The organism is Pseudomonas vancouverensis (genome assembly GCF_004348895.1).
GTDB classification, from domain to species: domain Bacteria; phylum Pseudomonadota; class Gammaproteobacteria; order Pseudomonadales; family Pseudomonadaceae; genus Aquipseudomonas; species Aquipseudomonas vancouverensis.
In genome coordinates this window covers 138,528-162,845 of record NZ_RRZK01000019.1, presented here as the reverse complement: position 1 = coordinate 162,845, position 24,318 = coordinate 138,528, and the positions used below count along the sequence as shown (strand labels likewise).

19 protein-coding genes and 2 tRNA genes are annotated in these 24,318 nt (G+C 60.4%); 13 read left to right on the top strand and 8 right to left on the bottom strand.

Annotated features, from left to right (window positions below):
* Positions 1-28: 28 nt before the first annotated feature.
* The 3 genes from EIY72_RS14980 to EIY72_RS14970 all read right to left on the bottom strand — a co-directional run bounded on the left by EIY72_RS14980 (position 29) and on the right by EIY72_RS14970 (position 2,913).
* Positions 29-1,591 (bottom strand): ABC transporter permease, encoded by a 1,563-nt coding sequence (locus EIY72_RS14980; RefSeq protein ID WP_093227189.1) that lies wholly within the window; start codon positions 1,589-1,591, stop codon positions 29-31.
* A complete protein-coding gene (locus EIY72_RS14975; protein ID WP_093227187.1) occupies positions 1,591-2,601 on the bottom strand; it encodes an iron ABC transporter substrate-binding protein in 1,011 nt (336 codons plus the stop codon). Before EIY72_RS14975 ends, EIY72_RS14980 begins: the two co-directional genes overlap by 1 nt.
* A 225-nt stretch (positions 2,602-2,826) precedes the next feature.
* Positions 2,827-2,913, bottom strand: a tRNA-Leu gene (locus tag EIY72_RS14970).
* On the opposite strand from EIY72_RS14970, the gene EIY72_RS29950 reads away from it, so the two are divergent.
* Complete coding sequence (locus EIY72_RS29950; RefSeq protein WP_157720949.1) at positions 2,888-3,049, top strand: hypothetical protein; 162 nt, start codon at positions 2,888-2,890, stop codon at positions 3,047-3,049. The genes EIY72_RS14970 and EIY72_RS29950 overlap by 26 nt on opposite strands.
* A 33-nt stretch (positions 3,050-3,082) precedes the next feature.
* Here the strand turns inward: EIY72_RS29950 and EIY72_RS14965 are convergent.
* Positions 3,083-3,169: transfer RNA gene (locus EIY72_RS14965), tRNA-Leu, on the bottom strand.
* Positions 3,170-3,393: 224 nt separating this feature from the next.
* Between EIY72_RS14965 and rnr the strand changes: the two genes are divergently transcribed.
* The 11 genes from rnr to EIY72_RS14910 all read left to right on the top strand — a co-directional run bounded on the left by rnr (position 3,394) and on the right by EIY72_RS14910 (position 20,243).
* Positions 3,394-6,030: a ribonuclease R gene (gene rnr / locus EIY72_RS14960; RefSeq protein WP_093227185.1), complete on the top strand. Its 2,637-nt coding sequence runs from the start codon at positions 3,394-3,396 to the stop codon at positions 6,028-6,030.
* Positions 6,027-6,794, top strand: a complete 768-nt coding sequence (gene rlmB / locus EIY72_RS14955; protein ID WP_008064095.1) for a 23S rRNA (guanosine(2251)-2'-O)-methyltransferase RlmB — start codon at positions 6,027-6,029, stop codon at positions 6,792-6,794. Before rnr ends, rlmB begins: the two co-directional genes overlap by 4 nt.
* A gap of 307 nt (positions 6,795-7,101) precedes the next feature.
* The gene (gene rpsF, locus EIY72_RS14950; protein WP_093227183.1) at positions 7,102-7,524 is read left to right on the top strand and encodes a 30S ribosomal protein S6; all 423 of its coding nucleotides are present in this window, start codon (positions 7,102-7,104) and stop codon (positions 7,522-7,524) included.
* A 28-nt stretch (positions 7,525-7,552) separates the two neighbouring features.
* Positions 7,553-7,783, top strand: coding sequence for a 30S ribosomal protein S18 (gene rpsR, locus EIY72_RS14945; protein ID WP_002551829.1), 231 nt, complete (start codon positions 7,553-7,555; stop codon positions 7,781-7,783).
* A 36-nt stretch (positions 7,784-7,819) separates the two neighbouring features.
* The gene (locus EIY72_RS14940; protein ID WP_093227180.1) at positions 7,820-8,713 is read left to right on the top strand and encodes a YybS family protein; all 894 of its coding nucleotides are present in this window, start codon (positions 7,820-7,822) and stop codon (positions 8,711-8,713) included.
* Positions 8,714-8,732: 19 nt separating this feature from the next.
* Entirely contained in the window at positions 8,733-9,179 is a 447-nt protein-coding gene (gene rplI / locus EIY72_RS14935) for a 50S ribosomal protein L9 (protein ID WP_007973276.1), read from the top strand.
* Positions 9,180-9,300: 121 nt separating this feature from the next.
* Complete coding sequence (gene dnaB / locus EIY72_RS14930; protein ID WP_093227177.1) at positions 9,301-10,698, top strand: replicative DNA helicase; 1,398 nt, start codon at positions 9,301-9,303, stop codon at positions 10,696-10,698.
* Between the two features lie 242 nt (positions 10,699-10,940).
* The gene (locus EIY72_RS14925; RefSeq protein WP_093227174.1) at positions 10,941-13,247 is read left to right on the top strand and encodes a YgiQ family radical SAM protein; all 2,307 of its coding nucleotides are present in this window, start codon (positions 10,941-10,943) and stop codon (positions 13,245-13,247) included.
* A 255-nt stretch (positions 13,248-13,502) separates the two neighbouring features.
* Positions 13,503-16,778: a transglutaminase family protein gene (locus EIY72_RS14920; RefSeq protein ID WP_093227171.1), complete on the top strand. Its 3,276-nt coding sequence runs from the start codon at positions 13,503-13,505 to the stop codon at positions 16,776-16,778.
* Between the two features lie 88 nt (positions 16,779-16,866).
* Positions 16,867-19,353: a circularly permuted type 2 ATP-grasp protein gene (locus tag EIY72_RS14915; protein ID WP_093227168.1), complete on the top strand. Its 2,487-nt coding sequence runs from the start codon at positions 16,867-16,869 to the stop codon at positions 19,351-19,353.
* Complete coding sequence (locus tag EIY72_RS14910) at positions 19,353-20,243, top strand: transglutaminase family protein (protein ID WP_093227165.1); 891 nt, start codon at positions 19,353-19,355, stop codon at positions 20,241-20,243. Before EIY72_RS14915 ends, EIY72_RS14910 begins: the two co-directional genes overlap by 1 nt.
* A gap of 212 nt (positions 20,244-20,455) precedes the next feature.
* Here the strand turns inward: EIY72_RS14910 and EIY72_RS14905 are convergent, their stop codons facing one another.
* Positions 20,456-20,635 (bottom strand): hypothetical protein, encoded by a 180-nt coding sequence (locus EIY72_RS14905; RefSeq protein WP_093227162.1) that lies wholly within the window; start codon positions 20,633-20,635, stop codon positions 20,456-20,458.
* A gap of 68 nt (positions 20,636-20,703) precedes the next feature.
* On the bottom strand, positions 20,704-21,291 hold the full coding sequence (locus EIY72_RS14900; RefSeq protein WP_093227159.1) for an LOG family protein: 588 nt from the start codon (positions 21,289-21,291) through the stop codon (positions 20,704-20,706).
* A gap of 345 nt (positions 21,292-21,636) precedes the next feature.
* Here EIY72_RS14900 and azu point away from each other — a divergent pair, with 345 nt between their 5' ends.
* Positions 21,637-22,083 carry an azurin gene (gene azu / locus EIY72_RS14895; protein ID WP_093227156.1) on the top strand — a complete coding sequence of 149 codons (447 nt, stop codon included), beginning with the start codon at positions 21,637-21,639 and terminating at the stop codon, positions 22,081-22,083.
* Between the two features lie 118 nt (positions 22,084-22,201).
* On the opposite strand, the gene nadE is transcribed toward azu, so the two are convergent.
* On the bottom strand, positions 22,202-23,029 hold the full coding sequence (nadE, locus tag EIY72_RS14890; protein ID WP_093227153.1) for an ammonia-dependent NAD(+) synthetase: 828 nt from the start codon (positions 23,027-23,029) through the stop codon (positions 22,202-22,204).
* A gap of 4 nt (positions 23,030-23,033) precedes the next feature.
* A complete protein-coding gene (gene pncB / locus EIY72_RS14885; protein ID WP_093227150.1) occupies positions 23,034-24,269 on the bottom strand; it encodes a nicotinate phosphoribosyltransferase in 1,236 nt (411 codons plus the stop codon).
* Positions 24,270-24,318 lie beyond the last annotated feature (49 nt).

The window sequence follows — 24,318 nt, the reverse complement described above, 5'->3', positions numbered from 1 at the left end:
GGGAGCGAGCTTGCTCGCGATAGCGGACTCAGCGACTCAGATACATCCGCGTCGTCAGCAGATACACCGGCAACCCCGACACCACGATCAACAGCGCCGCATACGGCGCCGCCGCCGCAAACTCCACATTCGCGGTATGCGCCCAGACTTCCGTCGCCAGAGTGTTCAGCCCGGTCGGGCTCAGCAGCAGCGTCGCCGTCAGCTCTTTCATCGCATCCAGAAACACCAGCGCGAACGCCGCGCCCAATGCCGGGAAGATGATCGGCAGCGTCACCCGACAGAACGCACTGAATGACGATGCGCCGAGAGTGCGCGCAGCTTCTTCCAGTTGCGGTGCAGCCTTATTGAGTGCGGTGCGAATCGGTGCCTGCGCGAGTGGCAAAAACAGCAGTGCGTAGGCAATCAGCAACAACGCCGAAGTCTGATACAGCGCCGGCACGTAGTGCAGGGCGAAATACACCAGCGTCAGTGCAATCACCAAGCCCGGCAGTGCATGCAGCAGATACGGCAGGCGCTCGGCCCAGATCGCCAGCTGGCCCTTGTGGCGAACCACCAGCAGCCCGACCGGCACTGCCAGCAGCAAGCACAGCGCCGCGCCACCCAGCGACAGCGCCAGTGACGACAGCAAAGCCTCAGTGATCGCTGCGACCGGGAATGCTGCTGACGACCCGACTGCCAGCCAATAAGCCAGCATCCCCAACGGAATGCCGCTGCCGACAATCGCCAGGATCACGCAGTACAGCTGGCCGACGACCGCCCACGGTCCCAGGCGAACCTGCTCGGCCCGTCGCGCAGCGCCTTGGCCCGTGCGCACGTGTCGCCCCTTGCCGCGCATGCGCAGTTCCAGCCACAGCAACGTCAGGCACAGCGCCAGCAGCACCGCAGACAGCATCGCCGCATTGGCATTGCTGAACTCAAGTTCGAACTGTTGGTAGATCGCCGTGGTAAAGGTTTGCAGGCCGATAATCGACAGGGCGCCAAACTCCACCAGCATATGCAGGGCGATCAACAACGATCCGGCCAGCAGCGATGGCCACAACAACGGCAGTGTGACGCGGAAAAAAACGCCCCAACGATTCTGCCCCAATGTGCGAGCCGACTCCTCAAGAGACGGGTCGAGATTGCGCAGGGTTGCTGCCACGGGCAGGAAAATCAGCGGGTATTTCGACAGGCTCATGACCAGAATGGCCCCGCCCAGTCCTTCGAAATGAGCGCTCAGGGAAACCCAGGTGAAGCTGCTGACAAAGGCCGGGACCGCAAATGGCAGGCACAGGACCACACCCCATAACCGGCGCCCTGCCAGATTGCTGCGTTCCAGCAACCACGCCAGCGACAGACCGATCACGCCGCAGGTGAGGGTGACCCCGGCCATCAGTGCCAGGGTGTTGCGCAGCAGGCCGAACACGTACGGACGCCAAAGCAGATGCAGCGCCTGAGCCCAGCCGGCTTGCCAGGCCTTGAGGCCAACATAGGCCAGCGGCAGCAAGCTCAGTACGACCAGGAGCAGCACCGGCAGCACCAGCCAGATCGACGGCCGCTTGCGCCGGGGCACGAAGCCAGTGCGCGATGCGGCGGATAGCGATACGCTCATCAGTTCAGGCCAACGTCACGTTCCAGATCCAACGCTTCTTCGGCGTTGCCGAGGTCGGCGGGTGTGACATTCGGTGCTTGCAGCTCGCTGAACGGTTTGAGCCCGCGGTCGGACTCCATACCCTTGTGCAGCGGATACTCGGCAGTGGTCTGGGTGATGACGCGTTGGCCTTCTTCGCTGGCCATGTAGGCGAGCAACTGCTGGGCTTCTTTGGGGTGTTTGCTGGACTTGAGCACCGCCGCGCTGGAGACGGTGATCAAGCCGCCCACATCGCCACCAGTGAAGTAATGCAGTTTCGAGTCGAGCTGGCCTTTTTCCCGCTGCAAGGCAAACCAGTAGTAGTTGTTGACCAGTACGGTAGCCACTTCACCGTTTTCAACCGCTTTAAGTGCAACCATGTTGTTGCTGTAGGTCTTGCCGAAAGCGCGCAGTCCGGTCAGCCACTCTTCGGCGGCGTCCATGCCATGTACCTTGATGATGGCCACGGCTTGTTCCTGGAACGCGCCGCTGGTGGGGACGAAGCCGACCTTGCCTTGCCATTTCGGGTCGGCGAAATCCATTACCGACTTGGGCAGGTCTTTTTCATCGACGAGTTTCGGGTTGTAGGCGACCACGCGCACCCGGGCGGTCACGCCGATCCAGGTGCCATTGCCGGCGACGTATTCCTTGGGCAGAACGGCGAGGGTGGCGTCGTCGGCCTTGGCCAGCAAGCCTTGTTCGCCCAGTTTGTTCAGAGGGGGCGATTCTTCGGTGTAGATCACATCGGCGGGGGAGCGATCGCCTTCTTCGACGATCTGGCTGGCGAGCTGGTTGCTGCTGCCCTTGCGCACGTTGACGTGAATGCCGGTCTTGGCTTCGAAGGCCTTGGCGACCGCATCGCCGACTTCCTTGTGCTGGCCGTTGTAGAGCGTCAGGGAAACCGGGTCGGCGGCTTGGGTGAGGGGAGTGGCGAGTGCCAGGCCGAGGAGGGTGAAGGTCAAGCCACGGCGCAGGGTATTTCGAAACATCATTCGCAGGGTTCCTCACTGTCGCATTGCAAAAACTTGCAACAATGATAAACGATATTGTTTCTCAAATGCGCGCTACGGGGAAAGAGAGTCCACATGGTGGTTTGGCCTATCCCCTCACCACAAAGGACATCTGCAAGGGTGGTGACATTTTCAGGAAGCCAGAAACGCAAAAACCCGCTTTCGCGGGTTTCTGTGAAATTCAAGGTCGTAACCTTGAATTTGAATTGGTGCCCAGAAGAAGACTCGAACTTCCACGACCGTAAGGTCACCAGCACCTGAAGCTGGCGTGTCTACCAATTTCACCATCTGGGCAATCATCTTCAGCGTTGCCGCTGTTGATGTGGCGCACTATACGGAGCGCGTTTTGATCTGTAAACCCCTGATTTTAAAAATTAATAAATCAGAAGCCCAGAATGCAAAAAACCCGCTTTCGCGGGTTTTTGTGTGAGCCTTGAAATTGATCTAATCTCAAGCTCGAAATTGGTGCCCAGAAGAAGACTCGAACTTCCACGGCCGTAAGGCCACCAGCACCTGAAGCTGGCGTGTCTACCAATTTCACCATCTGGGCAGTATCGGCAACGTCTCCGTCGTCGATGGCGCGCACTATACGGAGCGTCTTTTTAACTGTAAACCCCCGGAATCAAAAAAACCTGGAAAATTTCGCCAGCGGTCTTCAAATGGGCTTTGCGATGTCGATAAAGGGCTTCAGATGGGTCGTCTTAGCCTGAAATTTCCCGTTTCATTACGCCTATGCCAAACTAACCCGCATATAGACAAGGTGAAAACTCTCTAATGGCCGATTGGCAGTCCCTCGATCCCGAGGCCGCTCGTGAAGCGGAAAAATATGAAAACCCTATTCCTAGCCGCGAACTGATCCTTCAGCACCTTGCTGATCGGGGTTCGCCTGCTAACCGCGAGCAGTTGGTCGAAGAGTTTGGTCTGACCACGGAAGACCAGATCGAAGCCCTGCGCCGCCGCCTGCGCGCCATGGAGCGCGATGCTCAACTCATCTATACCCGTCGCGGCACTTATGCGCCGGTGGACAAGCTTGACCTGATCCTCGGTCGTATCAGCGGTCACCGTGACGGTTTCGGTTTCCTGGTGCCGGATGACGGCAGTGATGACCTGTTCATGAGCCCGGCGCAAATGCGCCTGGTGTTTGACGGCGACCGCGCGCTGGCGCGGGTTTCCGGTCTGGACCGTCGTGGTCGCCGTGAAGGCGTGATCGTCGAAGTGGTGTCCCGTGCTCACGAGAGCATCGTCGGTCGCTACTTCGAAGAGGGTGGTATCGGTTTCGTCGTTGCCGACAACCCGAAGATCCAGCAGGAAGTGCTGGTCACCCCGGGCCGTAATGCCAATGCGCAGATCGGTCAGTTCGTCGAAGTGAAGATTACTCACTGGCCGACGCCACGCTTCCAGCCGCAAGGCGACGTGGTCGAGATCGTGGGCAACTACATGGCGCCGGGGATGGAAATCGATGTTGCCCTGCGCACCTACGACATTCCCCATGTCTGGCCTGAGGCCGTGCTCAAGGAGGCCGCCAAGCTCAAGCCGGAAGTCGAAGAGAAGGACAAAGAGAAGCGCATCGACCTGCGCCATCTGCCGTTCGTCACCATCGACGGCGAAGATGCCCGCGACTTCGATGACGCCGTTTACTGCGAAGCCCGTCCGGGCAAGCTGCGCCTGTTCTCCGGCGGCTGGAAGTTGTACGTGGCGATTGCCGACGTTTCCAGCTACGTGAAACTCGGCTCGGCACTGGATGCCGAAGCCCAGGTGCGCGGCAACTCGGTGTATTTCCCCGAGCGCGTGATTCCGATGCTGCCCGAGCAGTTGTCGAACGGCCTGTGCTCGCTGAACCCGCAGGTCGATCGTCTGGCCATGGTTTGCGAGATGACCATCTCCAAGTCCGGCGAAATGACCGACTACTGCTTCTACGAAGCGGTGATTCACTCCCATGCACGCCTGACCTACAACAAGGTCAGCGCCATGCTCGAAACGCCGAAAGCCACCGAAGCGCGCAAGTTGCGTGGCGAGTACACCGACGTCGTCCCGCACCTCAAGCAGCTGTATTCGCTGTACAAGGTGTTGCTGGCCGCTCGTCACGTGCGTGGCGCGATCGATTTCGAAACCCAGGAAACCCGGATCATCTTCGGTTCCGAGCGCAAGATCGCCGAAATCCGCCCGACCGTGCGTAACGATGCGCACAAGCTGATCGAGGAATGCATGCTGGCGGCCAACGTGGCCACGGCTGAATTCCTGAAAAAACACGAGATTCCTGCGCTGTATCGCGTTCACGATGGTCCGCCACCGGAGCGTCTGGAAAAGCTGCGCGCTTTCCTCGGTGAGCTCGGCCTGTCCCTGCACAAAGGCAAGGACGGCCCGTCGCCGAAGGATTACCAGGCGTTGCTCGCCGGTATCAAGGATCGTCCGGATTTCCACCTGATCCAGACCGTGATGCTGCGCTCGCTGAGCCAGGCGGTGTACAGCGCTGACAACCAGGGCCACTTCGGCCTGAATTACGAAGCCTATACCCACTTCACTTCGCCGATTCGCCGCTACCCGGACTTGCTCACGCACCGGGCGATTCGCAGCGTGATCCATTCGAAGCAGGACACCCCGCACGTTCGCCGTGCCGGGGCGATGACCATTCCGAAGGCGCGCATCTACCCGTACGACGAAGCGGCCCTGGAGCAACTCGGCGAGCAGTGCTCGATGAGCGAGCGCCGTGCCGACGAAGCGACTCGCGACGTGGTGAACTGGCTCAAGTGCGAGTTCATGAAAGACCGCGTGGGCGAATCCTTCCCGGGTGTGATCACCGCCGTAACCGGTTTTGGCCTGTTCGTCGAGCTGACCGATATCTACGTCGAAGGCCTGGTGCACGTCACCGCGCTGCCGGGTGACTACTACCACTTTGACCCTGTGCACCACCGCCTCGCCGGTGAGCGCACCGGTCGCAGCTTCCGTCTGGGCGACACCGTGGAAGTGCGCGTCATGCGCGTCGACCTTGATGAGCGCAAAATCGACTTCGAGATGGCGGAAAAAACCATCAGTGCGCCGATCGGCCGCAAGAAGCGCGGTGCCGACACCAAGGCGCCTGTCGCCAAGGTTGAAGCAGAGCCGGCTCCGGCGAAAACCGGTCGTCGTCCTGCCAAGGAGAAGGCTGCTGCTGTAGAAGCCTATCGTCCAAGCGATGCTGCGGCGAAAAACGCTGAAGTGCGCAAAAGTCGTGAAATGAAACAGGCGTTGCTGGCCGGTGCGAAAAGCGGTGGTAAAGCGGCGTCTGGGGGAAAGACCAGTCGGTCGGCGCCTGACAAGGCTGTCGGCGGCAAACCTGCCAAACCGAGCAAACACCGTAAGGGTCCGCCAAAAGCGGGCTCCGCTCCGGCCGCGAAAAGCGGCGGGGCGCGTAAACCTAAGGCCAAACCATGAGTCAGTTGGAAAAGATCTACGGCGTACACGCTGTAGAGGCGTTGCTGCGTCACCACCCTAAACGCGTCAAGCAGATCTGGTTGGCCGAAGGCCGTAATGATCCGCGGGTGCAGACCCTGATCGAGCTGGCCAACGAGAACCGTGTTCAGGTGGGTCAGGCCGAGCGTCGCGAAATGGACGCCTGGGTTGAAGGTGTGCACCAGGGCGTGGTCGCGGACGTGAGTCCGAGCCAGGTCTGGGGCGAGGCGATGCTCGACGAGCTGCTCGATCGTACCGAAGGTGCGCCTTTGTTGCTGGTGCTCGACGGCGTGACCGATCCGCACAACCTCGGCGCCTGCCTGCGCTCCGCCGATGCGGCGGGTGCGCTGGCGGTGATCGTGCCCAAGGACAAATCGGCAACGCTGACGCCGGTCGTACGAAAAATCGCCTGCGGTGCCGCCGAAGTGATTCCGCTGGTTGCCGTGACCAACCTGGCGCGCACCCTGGAAAAACTCCAGCAGCGTGGCTTGTGGGTTGTCGGTACGGCGGGTGAGGCGGAAGTCAGCCTGTACGACCAGGACCTGACCGGTCCGACCATCCTGATCATGGGTGCCGAAGGCAAGGGCATGCGTCGCCTGACCCGTGAGCACTGCGATTACCTGGTCAACCTGCCGATGGCCGGTAGTGTCAGCAGCCTGAACGTTTCCGTGGCGACGGGCGTATGCCTGTTCGAGGCGCAGCGTCAGCGTAGCGTCAAAGCGAAGGCTGCTGCCAAAAAAGCCTAAGCCGTACGCGAAGCAAATGTGGGAGCTGGGTTGTTAGCGAAGACGGGGTAACATTCAGCATCAATGTCGAATGTTGCGCCCTCATCGCGAGCAAGCTCGCTCCCACAGTGTTTTGTGGTGTGGCGTGAATTGATGGTTGTTCAAATAATCACCAATTACCTTGCGCCTCTCCTGTCCCTTCTCTACAATTGCGCCCCTTGCTGTGATGGCAGGCACCCATGTGTCTAGCGTCCGCAAGTCCATAAGTGTCATTCACTCCTTGTCTGACCGCTTTTGAGCGGCAGGCTACAACCCGTAAGGAGCATTCATGCGTCATTACGAAATCATCTTTTTGGTCCACCCGGATCAAAGCGAGCAAGTCGGCGGCATGGTTGAGCGTTACACCAAGCTGATCGAAGAAGACGGCGGCAAAATCCACCGTCTGGAAGATTGGGGCCGTCGTCAACTGGCCTACGCAATCAACAATGTTCACAAGGCTCACTACGTGATGCTGAACGTTGAGTGCACTGGCAAGGCCCTGGCCGAGCTGGAAGACAACTTCCGCTACAACGATGCAGTGATCCGTAACCTGGTCATCCGTCGCGAAGAAGCCGTTACCGGCCAATCCGAGATGCTCAAGGCTGAAGAAAACCGCAGTGAGCGCCGTGAGCGTCGCGACCGTCCTGAGCACGAAGGCGTTGAAAGCGCTGACAGTGATGACAGCGACAACAGCGATAACGCTGACGAGTAATCCACGGACCTTTTAAGGAGCCTATCAAATGGCACGTTTCTTCCGTCGTCGTAAATTCTGCCGCTTCACCGCTGAAGACGTGAAAGAGATCGATTACAAAGATCTCAACACTCTGAAAGCCTACGTATCCGAGACCGGCAAAATCGTTCCAAGCCGCATCACCGGTACCAAAGCTCGTTATCAGCGTCAGCTGGCCACCGCTATCAAGCGCGCCCGCTTCCTGGCCCTGCTGGCCTACACCGACAGCCACGGCCGCTGAGACCGGGCAGTCGACACGTAGCAAAGGATTGAATGCATGCGGGCCATAGCTGAGTTCATCATGCGCGGCCGTATGCAGGCCACTCTGGTAGTGGCTGGATGCGCGGCGTTGCCGTTGTTGTATTGGTTGGGTGCTGCCGCCGGATGCCTCGTGCTCCTGCGGCGCGGATTGAAGGACGCCCTGGGCGTTCTTGCTCTGGGACTGCTGCCGGCGTTGATCTGGTGGCTTTACTCCGACGACCCACGGGCACTTCTGGTGCTGCTGGGGTCTGCGAGCCTTGCGTTGGTTTTGCGCGCAAGCGAGTCCTGGAACCGCGTGCTGCTGGTCAGCATAGCGATGGGAGTGGTGTTTTCAGTGGTGCTGGGGATGGCTTTTGCACCCCAGATCGAGATGCTGGCGCAGGCGTTGATCAAGGTCATGCCGTCGCTGCTCGGTGATGTCTACCAGAAGTTGTCGGTAGATGAACAAGCGCATTTTGCGTCCCTGATTGCACCGGTCCTGACCGGCCTTATAGCGGCATTGTTGCAAATCGTCAGCTTGCTGAGCCTGCTTGTCGGGCGCTACTGGCAGGCGTTGTTGTACAACCCGGGCGGTTTTGGTCGCGAGTTTCGCGCCATCCGCTTCCCGCTGTTGCCGGCGATGTTGCTGCTGGCGTGCATGCTTCTGGGGCCGAACATCGGTCCGCAGATGGCCATGTTGACGCCGTTGTGCAGCGTACCGCTGGTGTTCGCCGGGCTGGCCCTGATTCACGGGCTGGTGGCGCAAAAGCGACTGGCCAAATTCTGGCTGGTGGGGTTGTACGTCACGCTGTTGCTGTTCATGCAGCTGATCTATCCGTTGCTGGTGGTCCTGGCCATCGTCGACAGCCTGATTGATTTTCGCGGTCGTCTGGCGCCGAAAGACGCCGATAACGCGAACGGTGAAGGTTAAAAGTTAAGAGGATTTTCACATGCAACTGATCCTTCTGGAAAAAGTCACCAACCTGGGCAACCTGGGTGACAAAGTGAACGTTAAGGCTGGTTACGGTCGTAACTACCTGCTGCCTTACGGCAAAGCTACCGCTGCGACCCCAGCCAACCTGGCTGCGTTCGAAGAGCGTCGCGCTGAGCTGGAAAAAGCTGCAGCAGATCGCAAAGCATCGGCTGAAAGCCGCGCTGCCCAACTGGCCGAGCTGGAAGTGACCATCACTGCCACCGCTGGCGACGAAGGCAAGCTGTTCGGTTCGATCGGTACTCACGACATCGCTGACGCACTGACCGCCTCCGGCGTTGAAGTGCAGAAGAGCGAAGTTCGTCTGCCGAACGGCACTATCCGTAACGTAGGTGAATTCGACGTAGCCGTGCACCTGCACGCCGAAGTTGAAGCCACCGTACGCGTTGTCGTGGTAGCAGCTTAAGCAGCACTTGTCGGCTGGCACCCTCGGGTGCTTGCCGGTAACATCGGGCACGATCCTGTTTACAGGTCGTGCCCTTTGTCTTTCTGGCATCCCGGTTTTTCCATTCTGATTTCAAGTGGCCATGAACGAAATTTCCGCTCCCGAGCAATACGATCTGCAAACCGCCGCGCTGAAGGTGCCGCCGCATTCCATCGAAGCCGAACAGGCAGTACTCGGTGGTCTGATGCTGGACAACAACGCCTGGGAACGCGTGCTCGATCAAGTCTCCGACGGCGATTTCTACCGGCATGACCACCGCCTGATTTTCCGTGCGATCGCCAAACTGGCCGATCAGAACATGCCGATCGACGTCGTGACCCTGTCCGAGCAACTGGACAAGGAAGGTCAGACTTCACAGGTCGGCGGCCTCGGTTACCTCGGTGAACTGGCGAAAAACACGCCGTCGGTCGCCAACATCAAGGCCTATGCGCAGATCGTTCGCCAGCGCGCGACCTTGCGCCAGCTGATCGGCATCAGCACCGAAATCGCCGACAGCGCCTTCAATCCAGAAGGGCGCACGGCCGAAGAAATCCTCGATGAAGCTGAACGGCAGATCTTCCAGATCGCCGAGGCCCGGCCAAAAACCGGCGGCCCGGTGGGTGTAAACGAACTGCTGACCAAAGCCATCGACCGTATCGACACGCTGTTCAACACCGACAACGCGATCACCGGCCTGTCCACCGGCTACACCGACCTCGACGAGAAGACCAGCGGCCTGCAGCCGGCCGACCTGATCATCGTCGCCGGCCGTCCGTCCATGGGTAAAACCACCTTTGCGATGAACCTGGTGGAAAACGCCGTGCTGCGTAGCGAAAAGGCGGTGCTGGTTTACTCCCTCGAGATGCCAGGTGAATCGCTGATCATGCGTATGCTCTCGTCCCTGGGGCGGATCGACCAGACCAAGGTGCGTTCCGGTCAGCTGGAAGACGACGATTGGCCGCGCCTGACCTCGGCGGTCAACCTGCTCAACGACCGCAAGCTATTCATCGACGATACCGCGGGCATCAGTCCGTCGGAAATGCGCGCACGGACCCGACGTCTGGTGCGCGAACACGGCGATGTCGGCCTGATCATGATCGACTACCTGCAACTGATGCAGATCCCGGGCTCCAGCGGCGATAACCGGACCAACGAGATTTCCGAGATTTCCCGATCCCTGAAAGCGCTGGCCAAAGAATTCAACTGCCCGGTGGTGGCGCTCTCGCAGCTCAACCGTTCCCTGGAACAACGGCCGAACAAGCGCCCGGTGAACTCCGACTTGCGTGAATCCGGAGCCATCGAGCAGGACGCCGACGTGATCATGTTCGTGTATCGCGACGAGGTGTATCACCCGGAAACCGAGCACAAGGGCATTGCCGAAATCATTATCGGCAAGCAGCGGAACGGGCCGATCGGCTTTATCCGCCTGGCGTTTATCGGTAAGTACACGCGATTCGAGAACCTGGCGCCGGGCAGCTACAACTTCGACGACGACGAATAAATCGGGTGCAGACTTTGTGGCGAGGGAGCTTGCTCCCGTTGGGCTGCGAAGCCGCCCCATTGCTAGCAACCACCCAGATTCATATGTTGCGACTGCTTCGCAGTCGAGCGGGAGCAAGCTCCCTCGCCACAGGGAAACGCGCCTGACTCTCCGATTTCCGACCACAACCGTCGGAATTGGTCAAAATTTGTGCTATATTCCGCGCCCGCGAAATTCAATGAAAGCCAACACCGGTTATCGACATGCAAGCAGCCAAGCCGTTATTTGACTATCCCAAGTACTGGGCCGAATGTTTCGGACCAGCGCCATTCCTGCCAATGAGCAGGGAGGAGATGGATCAGCTCGGCTGGGATTCCTGCGACATCATCATCGTCACCGGTGATGCCTACGTCGACCATCCGTCGTTCGGCATGGCGATCATCGGCCGGCTGCTGGAGTCCCAGGGCTTCCGCGTCGGGATCATCGCGCAGCCGAACTGGCAGTCCAAAGACGACTTCATGAAGCTTGGCGAGCCGAACCTGTTCTTCGGTGTCGCGGCCGGCAACATGGACTCGATGATCAACCGCTACACCGCCGACAAGAAAATCCGCTCCGACGATGCCTATACGCCAGGTGGCCTGGCCGGCAAGCGTCCTGATCGCGCCAGCCTGGTGTACAGCCAGCGTTGCAAGGAAGCCTACAAGCACGTGCCGATCGTATTGGGCGGCATCGAAGCCTCCCTGCGCCGCATCGCCCACTACGACTACTGGCAGGACCGCGTGCGCAACTCGATCCTGATCGACGCCAGCGCCGACATCCTGCTGTACGGCAACGCCGAGCGTGCGATCGTCGAAGTCGCCCAGCGCCTGTCCTACGGTCACAAGATCGAAGACATCACCGACGTGCGCGGCACTGCGTTCATCCGTCGTGACACCCCGGCGGGCTGGTACGAAGTCGACTCCACGCGTATCGACCGTCCGGGCAAGATCGACAAGATCATCAACCCGTACGTCAACACCCAGGACACTGCCGCCTGCGCCATCGAGCAGGAAAAAGGCCCGATTGAAGATCCGCAGGAAGCCAAGGTCGTGCAGATCCTGGCCAGCCCGAAGATGACCCGCGACAAGACCGTGATTCGTCTGCCATCGGTAGAGAAAGTCCGCAACGACGCGGTGCTTTACGCCCACGCCAACCGTGTGTTGCACCTGGAAACCAACCCGGGCAACGCCCGCGCGCTGGTGCAGAAGCACGGCGAAGTCGACGTCTGGTTTAACCCGCCGCCGATTCCGATGACCACTGAAGAAATGGACTACGTGTTCGGCATGCCGTATGCGCGCATTCCACACCCGGCGTACGGCAAGGAAAAGATTCCGGCCTACGACATGATCCGTTTCTCGGTGAATATCATGCGTGGCTGCTTCGGCGGCTGCACCTTCTGCTCGATCACCGAACACGAAGGCCGCATCATCCAGAACCGTTCCCACGAATCGATCATTCGCGAAATCGAAGAAATTCGCGACAAGGTTCCTGGTTTTACCGGCGTGATTTCCGACCTTGGCGGCCCGACCGCCAACATGTACCGCATCGCCTGCAAGAGCCCGGAAATCGAATCCGCGTGCCGCAAGCCGTCGTGCGTGTTCCCGGGCATCTGCCCGAACCTGAACACCGACCACTCGGCGCTGATCCAGCTGTATCGCAGTGCCCGTGAATTGCCGGGTGTGAAGAAGATCCTGATCGCTTCCGGCCTGCGCTACGACCTCGCCGTCGAGTCGCCGGAGTACGTCAAGGAGCTGGTGACCCACCACGTCGGTGGTTACCTGAAGATCGCCCCGGAACACACCGAGGAAGGTCCGCTCAACCAGATGATGAAACCGGGCATCGGCAGCTATGACAAGTTCAAGCGCATGTTCGAGAAGTACTCAAAGGAAGCGGGCAAGGAGCAGTACCTGATTCCGTACTTCATCGCTGCCCACCCGGGCACCACCGACGAAGACATGATGAACCTGGCGCTGTGGCTCAAGGGCAACGGCTTCCGTGCCGACCAGGTGCAGGCGTTCTACCCGTCGCCGATGGCCACCGCCACCGCGATGTACCATTCGGGCAAGAACCCGCTGCGCAAGGTCACCTACAAGAGTGACGCGGTGACCATCGTCAAGAGCGAAGAGCAGCGTCGTTTGCACAAGGCGTTCTTGCGCTATCACGACCCGAAAGGCTGGCCGATGCTGCGCGAAGCGCTGACCCGCATGGGTCGTGCCGACCTGATCGGGCCGGGCAAGAACCAGCTGATTCCGTTGCACCAGCCGTCGACTGACAGCTACCAGAGCGCCCGTCGCAAGAACTCGACGCCAGCCGGCAGCCATAAAGTGGCGGCGAAAGAAAAGACCACCAAGATCCTCACCCAACACACCGGGCTGCCACCGCGTGCCAGCGATGGCGGTAATCCGTGGGACAAGCGTGAGAAGGCCAAGGCCGAGGCTTTTGCCCGTAACCAGCAGGCTGCCAAGGAACGTAAGGACGCGGCCAAGGGCAAGGGGCCAAAACCTGCGCGCAAGCCGGTCGTGCCGCGCTAAGCCGCTCTTGAGCTGAACAGAACGCCAACCTTCGGGTTGGCGTTTTGCATTTCAGGGTTCAACCCGTTGAGCTGGAGCCAATGGCCTTTTCGCCACTGGCCGCCACAAAAACGAGCAATCCCATTAACTCATTTCCCCGCATCGCCCAATTTTGGTGCTGTACTGCCTCCAGCAAAAGGAGAAAGCGCCAGTGCCGCTGCATGGCATAAGTCTTGCGCGCTTTCCAATACGCTTAGGGCTCGCAGGAGGCACGCCGTGTCGATTCATGTCGCATTGCATCACGTCACCCATTACCGCTACGACCGCGCAGTCGAGCTCGGCCCGCAGATCGTGCGCTTGCGCCCAGCGCCTCACAGTCGCACGCGGATTCTGTCCTATGCGCTGAAAGTCTCCCCCGAGCAACATTTCATCAACTGGCAGCAGGACCCGCAGGGCAACTACCTGGCGCGTCTGGTGTTCCCGGAGAAAACCGACGAGCTGCGCATCGAAGTCGACCTGCTGGCCGAGATGGCGATCTTCAACCCGTTCGATTTCTTCCTCGAACCCTATGCCGAAAAAATCCCCTTCACCTATGCCGCCGATGAGCGCAAGGAGCTGGCGCCGTACCTGGAAACCCTGCCGCTGACGCCGCAATTCAAGGTTTACCTGGACAGCATCGACCGGACGCCGCTGCCAGCGGTGGATTTTCTCGTGGCATTGAACCAGCGTCTGAGCGAAGACATCGATTACCTGATCCGCATGGAACCGGGTGTGCAAACCCCGGAGCACACACTGGAGCACGCTTCGGGTTCCTGCCGCGATTCGGCATGGCTGCTGGTGCAGTTGCTGCGCAACCTGGGGCTGGCGGCGCGGTTTGTCTCGGGTTACCTGATTCAACTGACTGCCGACGTGAAAAGCCTCGATGGCCCTTCAGGGACAGAGGTCGATTTCACCGATTTGCACGCCTGGTGCGAAGTCTATCTGCCCGGTGCCGGCTGGATCGGCCTGGACGCCACGTCAGGGCTGTTTGCCGGTGAAGGACATATCCCGTTGGCCTGTAGTCCCGATCCGTCCTCTGCGGCACCGATCAGTGGGTTGGTGGAGCCTTGCGTGTGCGAATTCAGCCATGACATGTCGGTGGAGCGGATTTGGGAGGCGCCGCGTGTCACCAAGCCCTACACCGACGATCAGTGGCAAGCGATCCAGGCACTGGGGCGGCAGATCGATGCCGATCTGCTCGAAGGCGATGTGCGCCTGACCATGGGCGGCGAGCCGACCTTCGTGTCCATCGACGATCCGGATGGCGCCGAGTGGAACACTGCCGCGCTGGGGCCGAACAAACGCAAGCTGTCCGCCGAACTGTTCCAGCGCCTGCGCAAGCATTACGCGCCGCAAGGTCTCGTGCATTTCGGGCAGGGCAAGTGGTATCCCGGTGAGCAGCTGCCGCGCTGGTCGCTCAACTGCTATTGGCGTCGTGATGGTGTACCGATCTGGCACAACAGCGCGCTGATCGCCGATGAGCGGGAAGACTACGGCGCTGACGCTGTGTTGGCTGGGCGTTTTCTGGCGAGCGTCGCCGAGCGGTTGAACATTCCGACACGTTTCGTGTTCCCGGCCTACGAAGACAATTTCTATTATCTCTGGCGTGAGGGCGCGTTGCCGCAAAACGTCAGCGCCGAAGACTCGCGCCTGGAAGAGCCGCTGGAGCGAGCGCGCCTGCGCAAGGTATTCAATCAGGGCCTGGACAAGGTTATCGGTCAGGTTCTGCCCCTGGCACGCACGGCCAAGGGTGATCAATGGCAGAGCGGGCGCTGGTACCTGCGTGACGAGCATTGCCGACTGGTGCCGGGGGATTCGCCGCTGGGCTATCGCTTGCCACTGGGTTCGCAACCTTGGGTGAAAGCGGCGGAGTATCCGTTCATTCATGCGCAGGATCCGAATCAGGATTTCCCTCCGCTACCGGATGCTGCGCAGCTGCAAAGCCAGGGCATGTCCGCTGTCACCGAGGACCGAACGCCAAAGATCGATGAGTCCGCCGACTGGCTGACCCGCACCGCGCTCTGCGCCGAGGCGCGCGACGGCCGTTTGTACCTGTTCATGCCGCCACTGGAGCGGGTCGAGGATTACCTCGAACTGGTCGCCGTCATCGAGGCTACGGCCGAAGAACTGCTATGCCCGGTGCTGCTCGAAGGCTACGAGCCGCCGAGCGATACGCGTCTGAGCAACTTCCGTATCACCCCGGACCCGGGCGTGATCGAGGTCAACGTGCAACCGTCGGCGAGTTGGGATGAACTGGTCGAACGCACCGAGTTCCTTTACGAAGAGGCGCGGCAAACCCGACTGACCACCGAAAAGTTCATGATCGATGGCCGGCACACCGGCACGGGTGGCGGTAATCATTTTGTCCTGGGTGGCGCGACGCCGGCCGACTCACCGTTCCTGCGTCGCCCGGACCTGCTGCGCAGCCTGATCAGCTACTGGCATAACCATCCGTCCCTTTCCTACCTGTTTTCCGGATTGTTCATCGGCCCGACATCCCAGGCGCCGCGTATCGATGAGGCACGCAACGATACCCTGTATGAACTGGAAATCGCCTTCGCACAGATGCCCGCGCCTGGCGAAGCGTGCCCGCCATGGCTGGTGGATCGCCTGTTGCGCAACTTGCTGATCGACGTCACGGGCAACACTCACCGGGCGGAGTTCTGCATCGACAAGCTCTATTCGCCTGATGGCGCGACCGGCCGTCTTGGCTTGCTGGAGTTGCGCGCCTTTGAGATGCCACCCCATGCGCGCATGAGCCTTGCCCAGCAATTGCTGTTGCGGGCGCTGGTCGCGCGATTCTGGCGCGAGCCCTATGCACCGGCAAAACTGGCGCGCTGGGGCACGGAACTGCACGACCGTTTCCTGTTGCCGCACTTTATCGAGCAGGATTTTGCCGACGTCATCGTCGACCTCAACGCCGCCGGTTATCCACTGCGGGCCGAGTGGTTCGCGGCGCACCTGGAGTTTCGCTTTCCCAAGGTGGGCGACTACGCCGTCAGCGGCATTGCACTGGAATTGCGTCAGGCCCTGGAGCCCTGGCATGTGCTGGGTGAAGAGGGCGCCGTGGGCGGTACGGTGCGATATGTCGATTCGTCACTGGAGCGTCTGCAGGTCAAGCTCAGCGGCTTGCCGCCGCAACGTTATGTGCTGACCTGCAATGGCATTCCCGTGCCGCTGCAGCCGACCGGACGCGTTGGCGAGTTTGTCGCCGGCGTGCGCTTTCGTGCCTGGCAACCGGCCAACTGCCTGCAACCGACGATCCCGGTCCACGCGCCTTTGGTGTTCGACCTGCTCGACACCTGGATGCAACGCTCTCTGGGTGGCTGTCAGTACCACGTCGCCCACCCGGGTGGACGCAACTACGACAGCTTGCCGGTGAACGCCAACGAAGCGGAGAGCCGGCGCATGGCGCGTTTTTTCCGTATCGGGCATACACCCGGAAAGCTGGTCGTGGCCGATCCGCAGGTCAACGACGAGTTGCCGATGACACTCGATTTACGACGTTTCTGAACCGTACGCGACGCCCGGGTTTTTCGTCTATCCGGGCGTCACGCGCCTGCGCTAGTCTGACCGTTCATTGCTGTCTGCCGAGCTTTCCATGCCTGACCTGCTAGACCGCTACCCGCTGACAGCGGGCACTTATCACGAACTGCTCGATACCAGTGGCGCCGTGCGCCCGCACTGGCGTCGTCTGTTCGACCATTTGCAGCGCAGCACCCCGGCGCAACTGAAACAGCGTCAGGCGCTGTTGACGCGGCAAATTCAGGAAAACGGCGTCACCTACAATGTGTATGCCGACCCAAAAGGCGCGGACCGACCGTGGGAACTGGACCTGCTGCCTCACGTTATTGCGGCCGACGAGTGGCAGCAATTGTCGGCCGGTATTGCTCAGCGCGCCCGGCTGCTTAACGCGGTCTTGGCCGATCTCTATGGTCCGCAGCGATTGATCGCCGAAGGCCTGCTACCGGCTGAATTGGTGTTCGGCCACAACAACTTTCTGTGGCCCTGTCAGGGGATCAATCCACCCGATGGGGCTTTTCTGCATCTGTATGCCGTGGATCTGGCGCGTACCCCTGATGGTCGCTGGTGGGTGACGGCGGATCGCACGCAAGCACCCTCGGGTGCCGGCTATGCGCTGGAAAATCGCACCATCGTGTCTCGGGCCTTTCCCGAGTTGTATCGCGACCTGAAGGTGCAGCATCTGGCAGGTTTTTTCCGCACGTTGCAGGAAACCCTCGCCCGTCAGGCGCCGAGCGGTGAGGAGGTGCCGCTGGTGGTGCTGCTTACGCCGGGGCGATTCAATGAAAGCTATTTCGAGCATCTGTATCTTGCTCGTCAGCTTGGTTATCCACTGGTGGAAGGCGGCGACCTGACCGTGCGTGATGCCACGGTTTACCTGAAGACTTTGAGCGGATTGCGCCGGGTTCACGCGATCATGCGCCGGCTCGACGATGACTTCTGTGACCCACTGGAGTTGCGCACCGATTCGGCACTCGGTGTGCCGGGGTTGCTTGAAGCCGTGCGTCAGGGGCGAGTGCTGGTGGCGAATGCGCTCGGCAGTGGGGTACTGGAATCACCGGGATTGTTGGGGTTTCTGCCGAAGATCAACGAGTACCTGTTCGGCGAAGCCTTGATCTTGCCGTCTATCGCCACCTGGTGGTGCGGTGAGGCGCCGGTGCTGGCGCAGGCCTTGGAAAAGCTTCCGGAATTGCTGATCAAGCCGGCGTTTCCTTCGCAGAGTTTTGCTCCGGTGTTTGGCCGTGATCTAAGTGAAAAACAGCGCCATGAGCTTGCCGAACGCATCCGGGCCCGTCCTTATGCTTATGTCGCGCAAGAACTCGCACAGTTGTCACAGGCACCGATCTGGCAGGCTGAAGGCAGTCACTTGCAGCCCCGCGCCATCGGCATGCGCGTTTACGCGGTGGCCAGCCAGGAAGGCTATCGGGTGCTGCCCGGCGGCCTGACCCGGGTTGCCGCCGAGGCCGATGCTGAAGTGGTATCGATGCAGCGTGGCGGTGCCAGCAAGGACACCTGGGTGCTGGGCGAGCACGCACCCGGCGGCGAACAATGGAAAGCCCAACGCACTATCGGCGTGCAGGATCTGATACGGCGCGACCCATACCTGCCATCGCGGGTGGTGGAAAACCTGTTCTGGTTTGGTCGTTATTGCGAGCGATGTGATGACAGCGCCCGCTTGCTGCGCATCGTGCTGGCGCGGTATGTCGACGGCGATGACCCGCAAGCCTTGCAGGCTGCAGTCGATCTCGGCGAGCGGCTGATGCTGTTGCCCGATGAGGGCGAATTGCCTGAGCGGCTGTTGGCGGCTTTGCTAGGTGATGACTGGCCGTTCAGCCTGCGTTCCAACCTGCAGCGCTTGCAGTGGGCGGCGTCACAGGTGCGCGGCAAGCTCTCCCGGGAAAACTGGCAGGCATTGGTCGAGTTGCAGCGCGAAGCCATGGAACTGGAAACCGAAGCGCCGGACTTTGGTGAGTTGCTGGACTTCCTCAACCGCCTGGTGATGTCCCTGGCCGCACTGTCCGGGTTTGCGCTGGACGACATGACCCGCGATGAAGGCTGGCGATTCCTGATGATTGGCCGGCGGATCGAGCGCCTGCAATTTCTCAGTGGCAGTCTCGCGGCTTTCCTGCGCGGCCCGGGTGCGGTTGATCAAGCAGGGCTGGAGTGGCTGCTTGAATTGGGCAACAGCAGCATCACCTACCGTTCGCGCTATCTGGCGGTGGCGCAACTGATTCCGGTGCTCGACCTGTTGTTGCTCGATGAGCAGAACCCGCACGCCGTGCTGTTCCAGCTGAAGCTGGTGACCCGCACGGTCAAGCGTCTGAACGACGACTTCGGCGCCCCGCGCGAAACGGGGCTGCCGGTGCTGGTGGAGCGCCTGGCGCGATTCGACCTGGGGTGTCTGGAGAATTCGTTGTTCGGCGAGGACAGCGTTCGTGCGGCCATTGAAGGGCTGGCCGGATTGCTGCAAGAGATCGCCGATGCCAGCGGGCAAGTCTCCGATCGCCTGGCGCTGCGGCATTTCGCTCACGTCGACGACGTCAGCCAGCGCACGGTGTCGGTCTGATGAGCGCTCACTACCAGATTTTCCACGACACCCACTATCACTACGACAGTCCGGTGTCCCTGGCCCAGCAACTGGCCCATCTTTGGCCGCGCGAGTGTGCATGGCAGCGTTGCAGCGACCGGCAACTGCAGATCAGCCCGGTGCCGACTTCGCGCCGTGATGAACTGGATGTGTTCGGTAATCCGCTGACTCGCCTGGCGTTCGAGCGACCTCACGACGAGTTGCTGGTCAACGCCAGCCTGACCCTTGAAGTGCTGCCCCGAGCGGTCGCCGATTTCACTCAGTCGCCCGCTTGGGAAGACACCCGCAACGCGCTGACCTACAGCAATCAACCGCTCGGTCCCGAGCTACACGAAGCTTGTCGCTATCGCTTCGAGTCGCCCTATGTGCACCTCAAGCGCAACTTCGTCGAGTTCTCGCAAAGCTGTTTTCCGCCGAGGCGGCCGCTCTTGCTTGGCGTGCAGGCCTTGATGGAGAAGATCTTCAGCGAGTTCACCTTCGATGCCGAAGCAACCCAGGTGGCGACACCCTTGGTCGAGGTGCTGGAGCGTCGGCGCGGGGTCTGTCAGGACTTTGCCCATCTGATGCTCGCCTGCCTGCGTTCCCGTGGCCTGGCAGCGCGTTACATCAGCGGTTACCTGCTGACCCAGCCACCACCGGGCCAGCCAAGGCTGATCGGTGCTGATGCGTCACACGCCTGGGTGTCGGTGTTTTGCCCGGTGTCAGGTTGGGTGGATTTTGACCCGACCAACAACGTGCAACCGGCACTGGAGCACATCACGTTGGCTTGGGGTCGGGACTTTTCCGATGTGTCGCCGCTACGCGGGGTGATTCTGGGCGGGGGCAATCATGATCCGGAAGTGCGCGTCACCGTGATGCCGCTGGATTAACACCCATTCACTGGGGCAGCGAGCTTGCTCGCGAAGGCGGCCGTACATTCGGCATTTGTGTCACTGAGAGACCGCTATCGCGAGCAAGCTTGCTCCCACAAAGGGCGGCGGTGTCTTGGAGTCATTCGGCTGGCCTGTGAGGGCCGGCAGCGACGCCGCCAACCCTTACACAGATCCTGTGGGCCCGATCAGGTTATCCGGCCCGGAGGTGCTCAGGCGTCGGGCGCCTGATCTTTCGGTGCATCAACATCATCTTCTGCCGCCACTTCACCCTCAGGGTTCAGTGCCGCCTCTTCAGCCGAAGCTTTCTTGCGCTGAAGCTTTTCCTCTTTCTTCTGCTCCTTGGCCAAGTCTCTCTGACGTTTGGCGAAGGAATAATTAGGTTTTGCCATGGGCGATCCTCTGGGGTCGAAGGTGAGGTTGAGCGGCACATATTCTGCCCTGTATCGGTGCCGAGCCGTTAGCCGGGTTTTTGCTCGGTCCATTTGGGCGCTACGGTCGGCTGCCAGACATCCAGCGCGTCGAGCAGGGTTTGTGGAGATTCGCTCAGTTGCAGCATGTCACGGTGCTGGCCGCGAACGAAGCCTTCGCCGACGATGTGATCAAGAAAAGCCGTCAACTTGCTGTAGAAACCGTTCACCTCCAGCAGCCCCAACGGCTTGCCGTGGTAGCCGAGCTGGCCCCAGGTCCAGACTTCGAACAGCTCTTCCAGCGTGCCCAGGCCGCCGGGCAGTGCGATAAAGGCGTCGCTGAGTTCGGCCATGCGTGCCTTGCGCGCATGCATGCCGTCGACCACTTCCAGGCGCGACAGGCCGCTGTGGCCGATTTCCTTGTCCTTGAGGCTTTGCGGGATGATGCCGATCACTTCACCACCGGCCGCCAGGGCCGCGTCGGCGACGATGCCCATCAGGCCAACGGCACCGCCGCCGTAGACCAGAGTCAACTTGCGCGCAGCCAGTGCCTGGCCAAGGGCCACGGCGGCTTCGCGATAGGCGGGATTGGTGCCGGTGCTGGCACCACAAAATACACAAACGGATGTTAAAGACATGCCTTACTCCAGGGTCGATCAGGACCACAGAGTAAAGGCACGTGCGCAGCACTCCAAGGGCTAAACTTCCCGCTGGGGTGTTTCATAGGTACCGCTGGCGCCACAGGCGTAGGCGGCCAGCAAACTGCACAACAGGCTGTTGATGGACATGATCGCAACTCCAGGTTTTGGTTGATGATCCGATGATAGGGCCGGACCAGACGCCTGGCTGGTAGATTGTCTGCATCGCTGTCATAGCCTGAAAGTTGTATACAATTTTTGACTCAAGTCATATGAACTTGCGAAGATTTCAGGCAGTCTTCTGTCCATTCGCGATTTTCGTTAACCCTGCCTTGGAGATTCACCATGTTTGCCAAACTTGTTGCGGTATCCCTGTTGACACTGGCCAGCAGCCAACTGATGGCCGCAGAGTGCAAGACCACGATCGACTCCACCGACCAGATGTCCTTCAACAGCAAGGAAATCGTGATCGACAAGAGCTGCAAGACCTTCACCGTCGAACTGACTCACTCCGGTAGCCTGCCGAAGAACGTCATGGGCCATAACCTGGTAATCAGCAAGACGGCGGACATGCAGCCCATCGCCACTGATGGCCTGTCGGCCGGTATCGACAAGAACTACCTGAAGGACGGTGACGAGCGCGTCATCGCGCACACCAAGATCATCGGCGCCGGTGAAAAGGACTCGCTGACCATCGACGTGTCGAAGCTGGCAGCCGGCACTGATTACGGCTTCTTCTGCTCGTTCCCGGGCCACATCTCGATGATGAAAGGCACTGTGACCGTCAAGTAAACAGGGTCACTGCGTTATCGTTCGGACGATGAGGCCAGTAGCATCAATGCATGTTCCGGCCAAAGAAAAAGCCCGCTGAAGTGATGAGCTTCAGCGGGCTTTTTCATTCATTCACCACTCAAGGCGCAAACGGCATCACCCGCTTGTGATGCGTCTTGCGGTACGTATCGAGGATGATCTTGAAGGCTTCCTCGCGCACTGGCTGGCCGTGCAGGAACGCGTCGATCTCGGCATAGGTCACGCCGTGGGACGCCTCGTCCGGCTTGCCTGGCGACAGATCTTCCAGGTCGGCGGTAGGGATTTTCTCCACCAGCGACTCCGGCGCGCCGAAACTGCGGGCAATGGCCCGCACCTGGTTTTTCACCAGGCCGCTCAGGGGCGCCAGGTCGCAGGCGCCGTCGCCGAACTTGGTGAAGAAACCCATCACCGCCTCGGCGGCGTGATCGGTGCCGATCACCAGGCCATGGGTAGCGCCGGCGATGGTGTACTGCGCAACCATGCGCATGCGCGCCTTGGTGTTGCCCAACACGAAGTCGACCGAGACGGCGTGCTTGCCCTCGAACGCTGCCACTTCATTGGCCAGCGACTTGACCGCCGGGCCGATGTTCACGGTGTGGCGTTCGTCAGGCTTGATGAAATCCACCGAGGCCTGCGCATCATGCTCATCGAACTGGGTTTCGTACGGCAAGCGTACGGCAATGAACTTGTAGGCGGCATCGCCACTGCGCTGGCGCAGTTCGCGGATGGCGCGCTGGGCCAGCAGGCCGGCGGTCAGCGAGTCGACGCCACCACTGATGCCGAGCACCAGGGTCTTGAGCCCGGAATTGACCAGGCAGTCCTGAATGAAGGTCACCCGCCGGGTAACTTCGGTTTCGAGGGCAGCCTCGTCGGCGAACGGTGGCTGGACCTTGAGCTGTTCAGCAATCTCACGCTGTACGGCTTGCATGAATTCACTCCTTGCTAGATAGGCTGGATGGACTGGAAGGGGCGGCAGGCACCTGGAAAACATGTCGCAAATAGGCGACGAAATTCGGGTCTTTGCAGTGGGTCTTGCCGGGCTCGTCGGAGATCTTCGCCACCGGCTGGCCGTTGCAGGCCGCCATTTTAAGCACGATGCTCATCGGTTCGACACCCGGAATGTCACAGGTGAGGTTAGTGCCGATGCCGAAGCTGACATTGATCCGACCACGCAGCGCGCGGAATATCTCCAGGGCCTTGGGCAGGGTCAGGCTGTCGGAGAAGGTCAGCGTCTTGCTCATCGGGTCGATGCCGAGCTTGTGATAGTGCGCAATGGCCTTTTCCGCCCAGATCACCGGATCCCCGGAGTCGTGGCGCAAACCATCAAAAAGCTTGGCGAAAAACAGATCGAAATCGCCGAGAAAGGCATCCATGGTAATGCAGTCGGTCAGGGCAATCCCCAGCAGGCCCCGGTACTCACGGACCCAGCAATCGAGGGCGGCGATCTGGCTGTCGATCAGGCGCGGGCCGAGTTGCTGGTGGGCCATGATCCATTCATGGGCCATGGTGCCCAGCGGTTTCATGTCCAGTTCACGTGACAGGTGCACGTTGCTGGTGCCGACGAAGCGTCCGGGGAAGTCGTGTTTGAGCACGTTCACCACTTCTTCCTGCACGCGGTACGAGAAGCGCCGGCGGGTGCCGAAATCGGCGACTTGCAATTCGGCAAGCTCGTCGCTGCTGGCGTTGGCGCTGAGCCAGTCGAACTTGCGGTAGAGCTGCTCGCGGACCTGGTCCAGGACGATTTCCCGGTAGCGATAGCGGTTGCGCACTTCGCTGACCAGCGCCAGCAGCGGCACTTCGAACAGGATCACATGCAACCACGGACCACGCAGGCGGATGAACAGCTCGCCGTTCTCGATGCCGGTGTGGATGTAGCGCAGGTTGAAGCGGAACAAGCCGAGAAAGCGCAAGAAGTCCGGTTTCATGAAGCTGATGCGCTCCAGGAAACTCAGTTGATCTGCGCTCAAGCTCAACTCCGCCAGGCGCTCGATCTGAAAACGGATTTCCGCCAGGTACGGACGCAAGTCCTCGCTGTTACGGCAACGAAACTCCCATTCAACTTCGACGTTCGGGTAGTTGTGCAGCACCGCCTGCATCATCGTCAGTTTGTAGAAGTCGGTGTCGAGCAGGTTCTGCACGATGCGATCGGCAAACACACTCTCGCTCATAACGGGAATCTCCAGCGTTGTCGCGGTATTGATCAATGGCGCTAGTGGC

Bases quoted from the DNA above. Each gene is read 5' to 3' on its own strand.
- EIY72_RS14980 (WP_093227189.1), bottom strand. From the start codon at position 1,591: ATGAGCGTATCGCTATCCGCCGCATCGCGCACTGGCTTCGTGCCCCGG.
- EIY72_RS14975 (WP_093227187.1), bottom strand. From the start codon at position 2,601: ATGATGTTTCGAAATACCCTGCGCCGTGGCTTGACCTTCACCCTCCTC.
- rnr (WP_093227185.1), top strand. From the start codon at position 3,394: ATGGCCGATTGGCAGTCCCTCGATCCCGAGGCCGCTCGTGAAGCGGAA.
- rlmB (WP_008064095.1), top strand. From the start codon at position 6,027: ATGAGTCAGTTGGAAAAGATCTACGGCGTACACGCTGTAGAGGCGTTG.
- rpsF (WP_093227183.1), top strand. From the start codon at position 7,102: ATGCGTCATTACGAAATCATCTTTTTGGTCCACCCGGATCAAAGCGAG.
- rpsR (WP_002551829.1), top strand. From the start codon at position 7,553: ATGGCACGTTTCTTCCGTCGTCGTAAATTCTGCCGCTTCACCGCTGAA.
- EIY72_RS14940 (WP_093227180.1), top strand. From the start codon at position 7,820: ATGCGGGCCATAGCTGAGTTCATCATGCGCGGCCGTATGCAGGCCACT.
- rplI (WP_007973276.1), top strand. From the start codon at position 8,733: ATGCAACTGATCCTTCTGGAAAAAGTCACCAACCTGGGCAACCTGGGT.
- dnaB (WP_093227177.1), top strand. From the start codon at position 9,301: ATGAACGAAATTTCCGCTCCCGAGCAATACGATCTGCAAACCGCCGCG.
- EIY72_RS14925 (WP_093227174.1), top strand. From the start codon at position 10,941: ATGCAAGCAGCCAAGCCGTTATTTGACTATCCCAAGTACTGGGCCGAA.
- EIY72_RS14915 (WP_093227168.1), top strand. From the start codon at position 16,867: ATGCCTGACCTGCTAGACCGCTACCCGCTGACAGCGGGCACTTATCAC.
- EIY72_RS14910 (WP_093227165.1), top strand. From the start codon at position 19,353: ATGAGCGCTCACTACCAGATTTTCCACGACACCCACTATCACTACGAC.
- EIY72_RS14905 (WP_093227162.1), bottom strand. From the start codon at position 20,635: ATGGCAAAACCTAATTATTCCTTCGCCAAACGTCAGAGAGACTTGGCC.
- EIY72_RS14900 (WP_093227159.1), bottom strand. From the start codon at position 21,291: ATGTCTTTAACATCCGTTTGTGTATTTTGTGGTGCCAGCACCGGCACC.
- azu (WP_093227156.1), top strand. From the start codon at position 21,637: ATGTTTGCCAAACTTGTTGCGGTATCCCTGTTGACACTGGCCAGCAGC.
- nadE (WP_093227153.1), bottom strand. From the start codon at position 23,029: ATGCAAGCCGTACAGCGTGAGATTGCTGAACAGCTCAAGGTCCAGCCA.
- pncB (WP_093227150.1), bottom strand. From the start codon at position 24,269: ATGAGCGAGAGTGTGTTTGCCGATCGCATCGTGCAGAACCTGCTCGAC.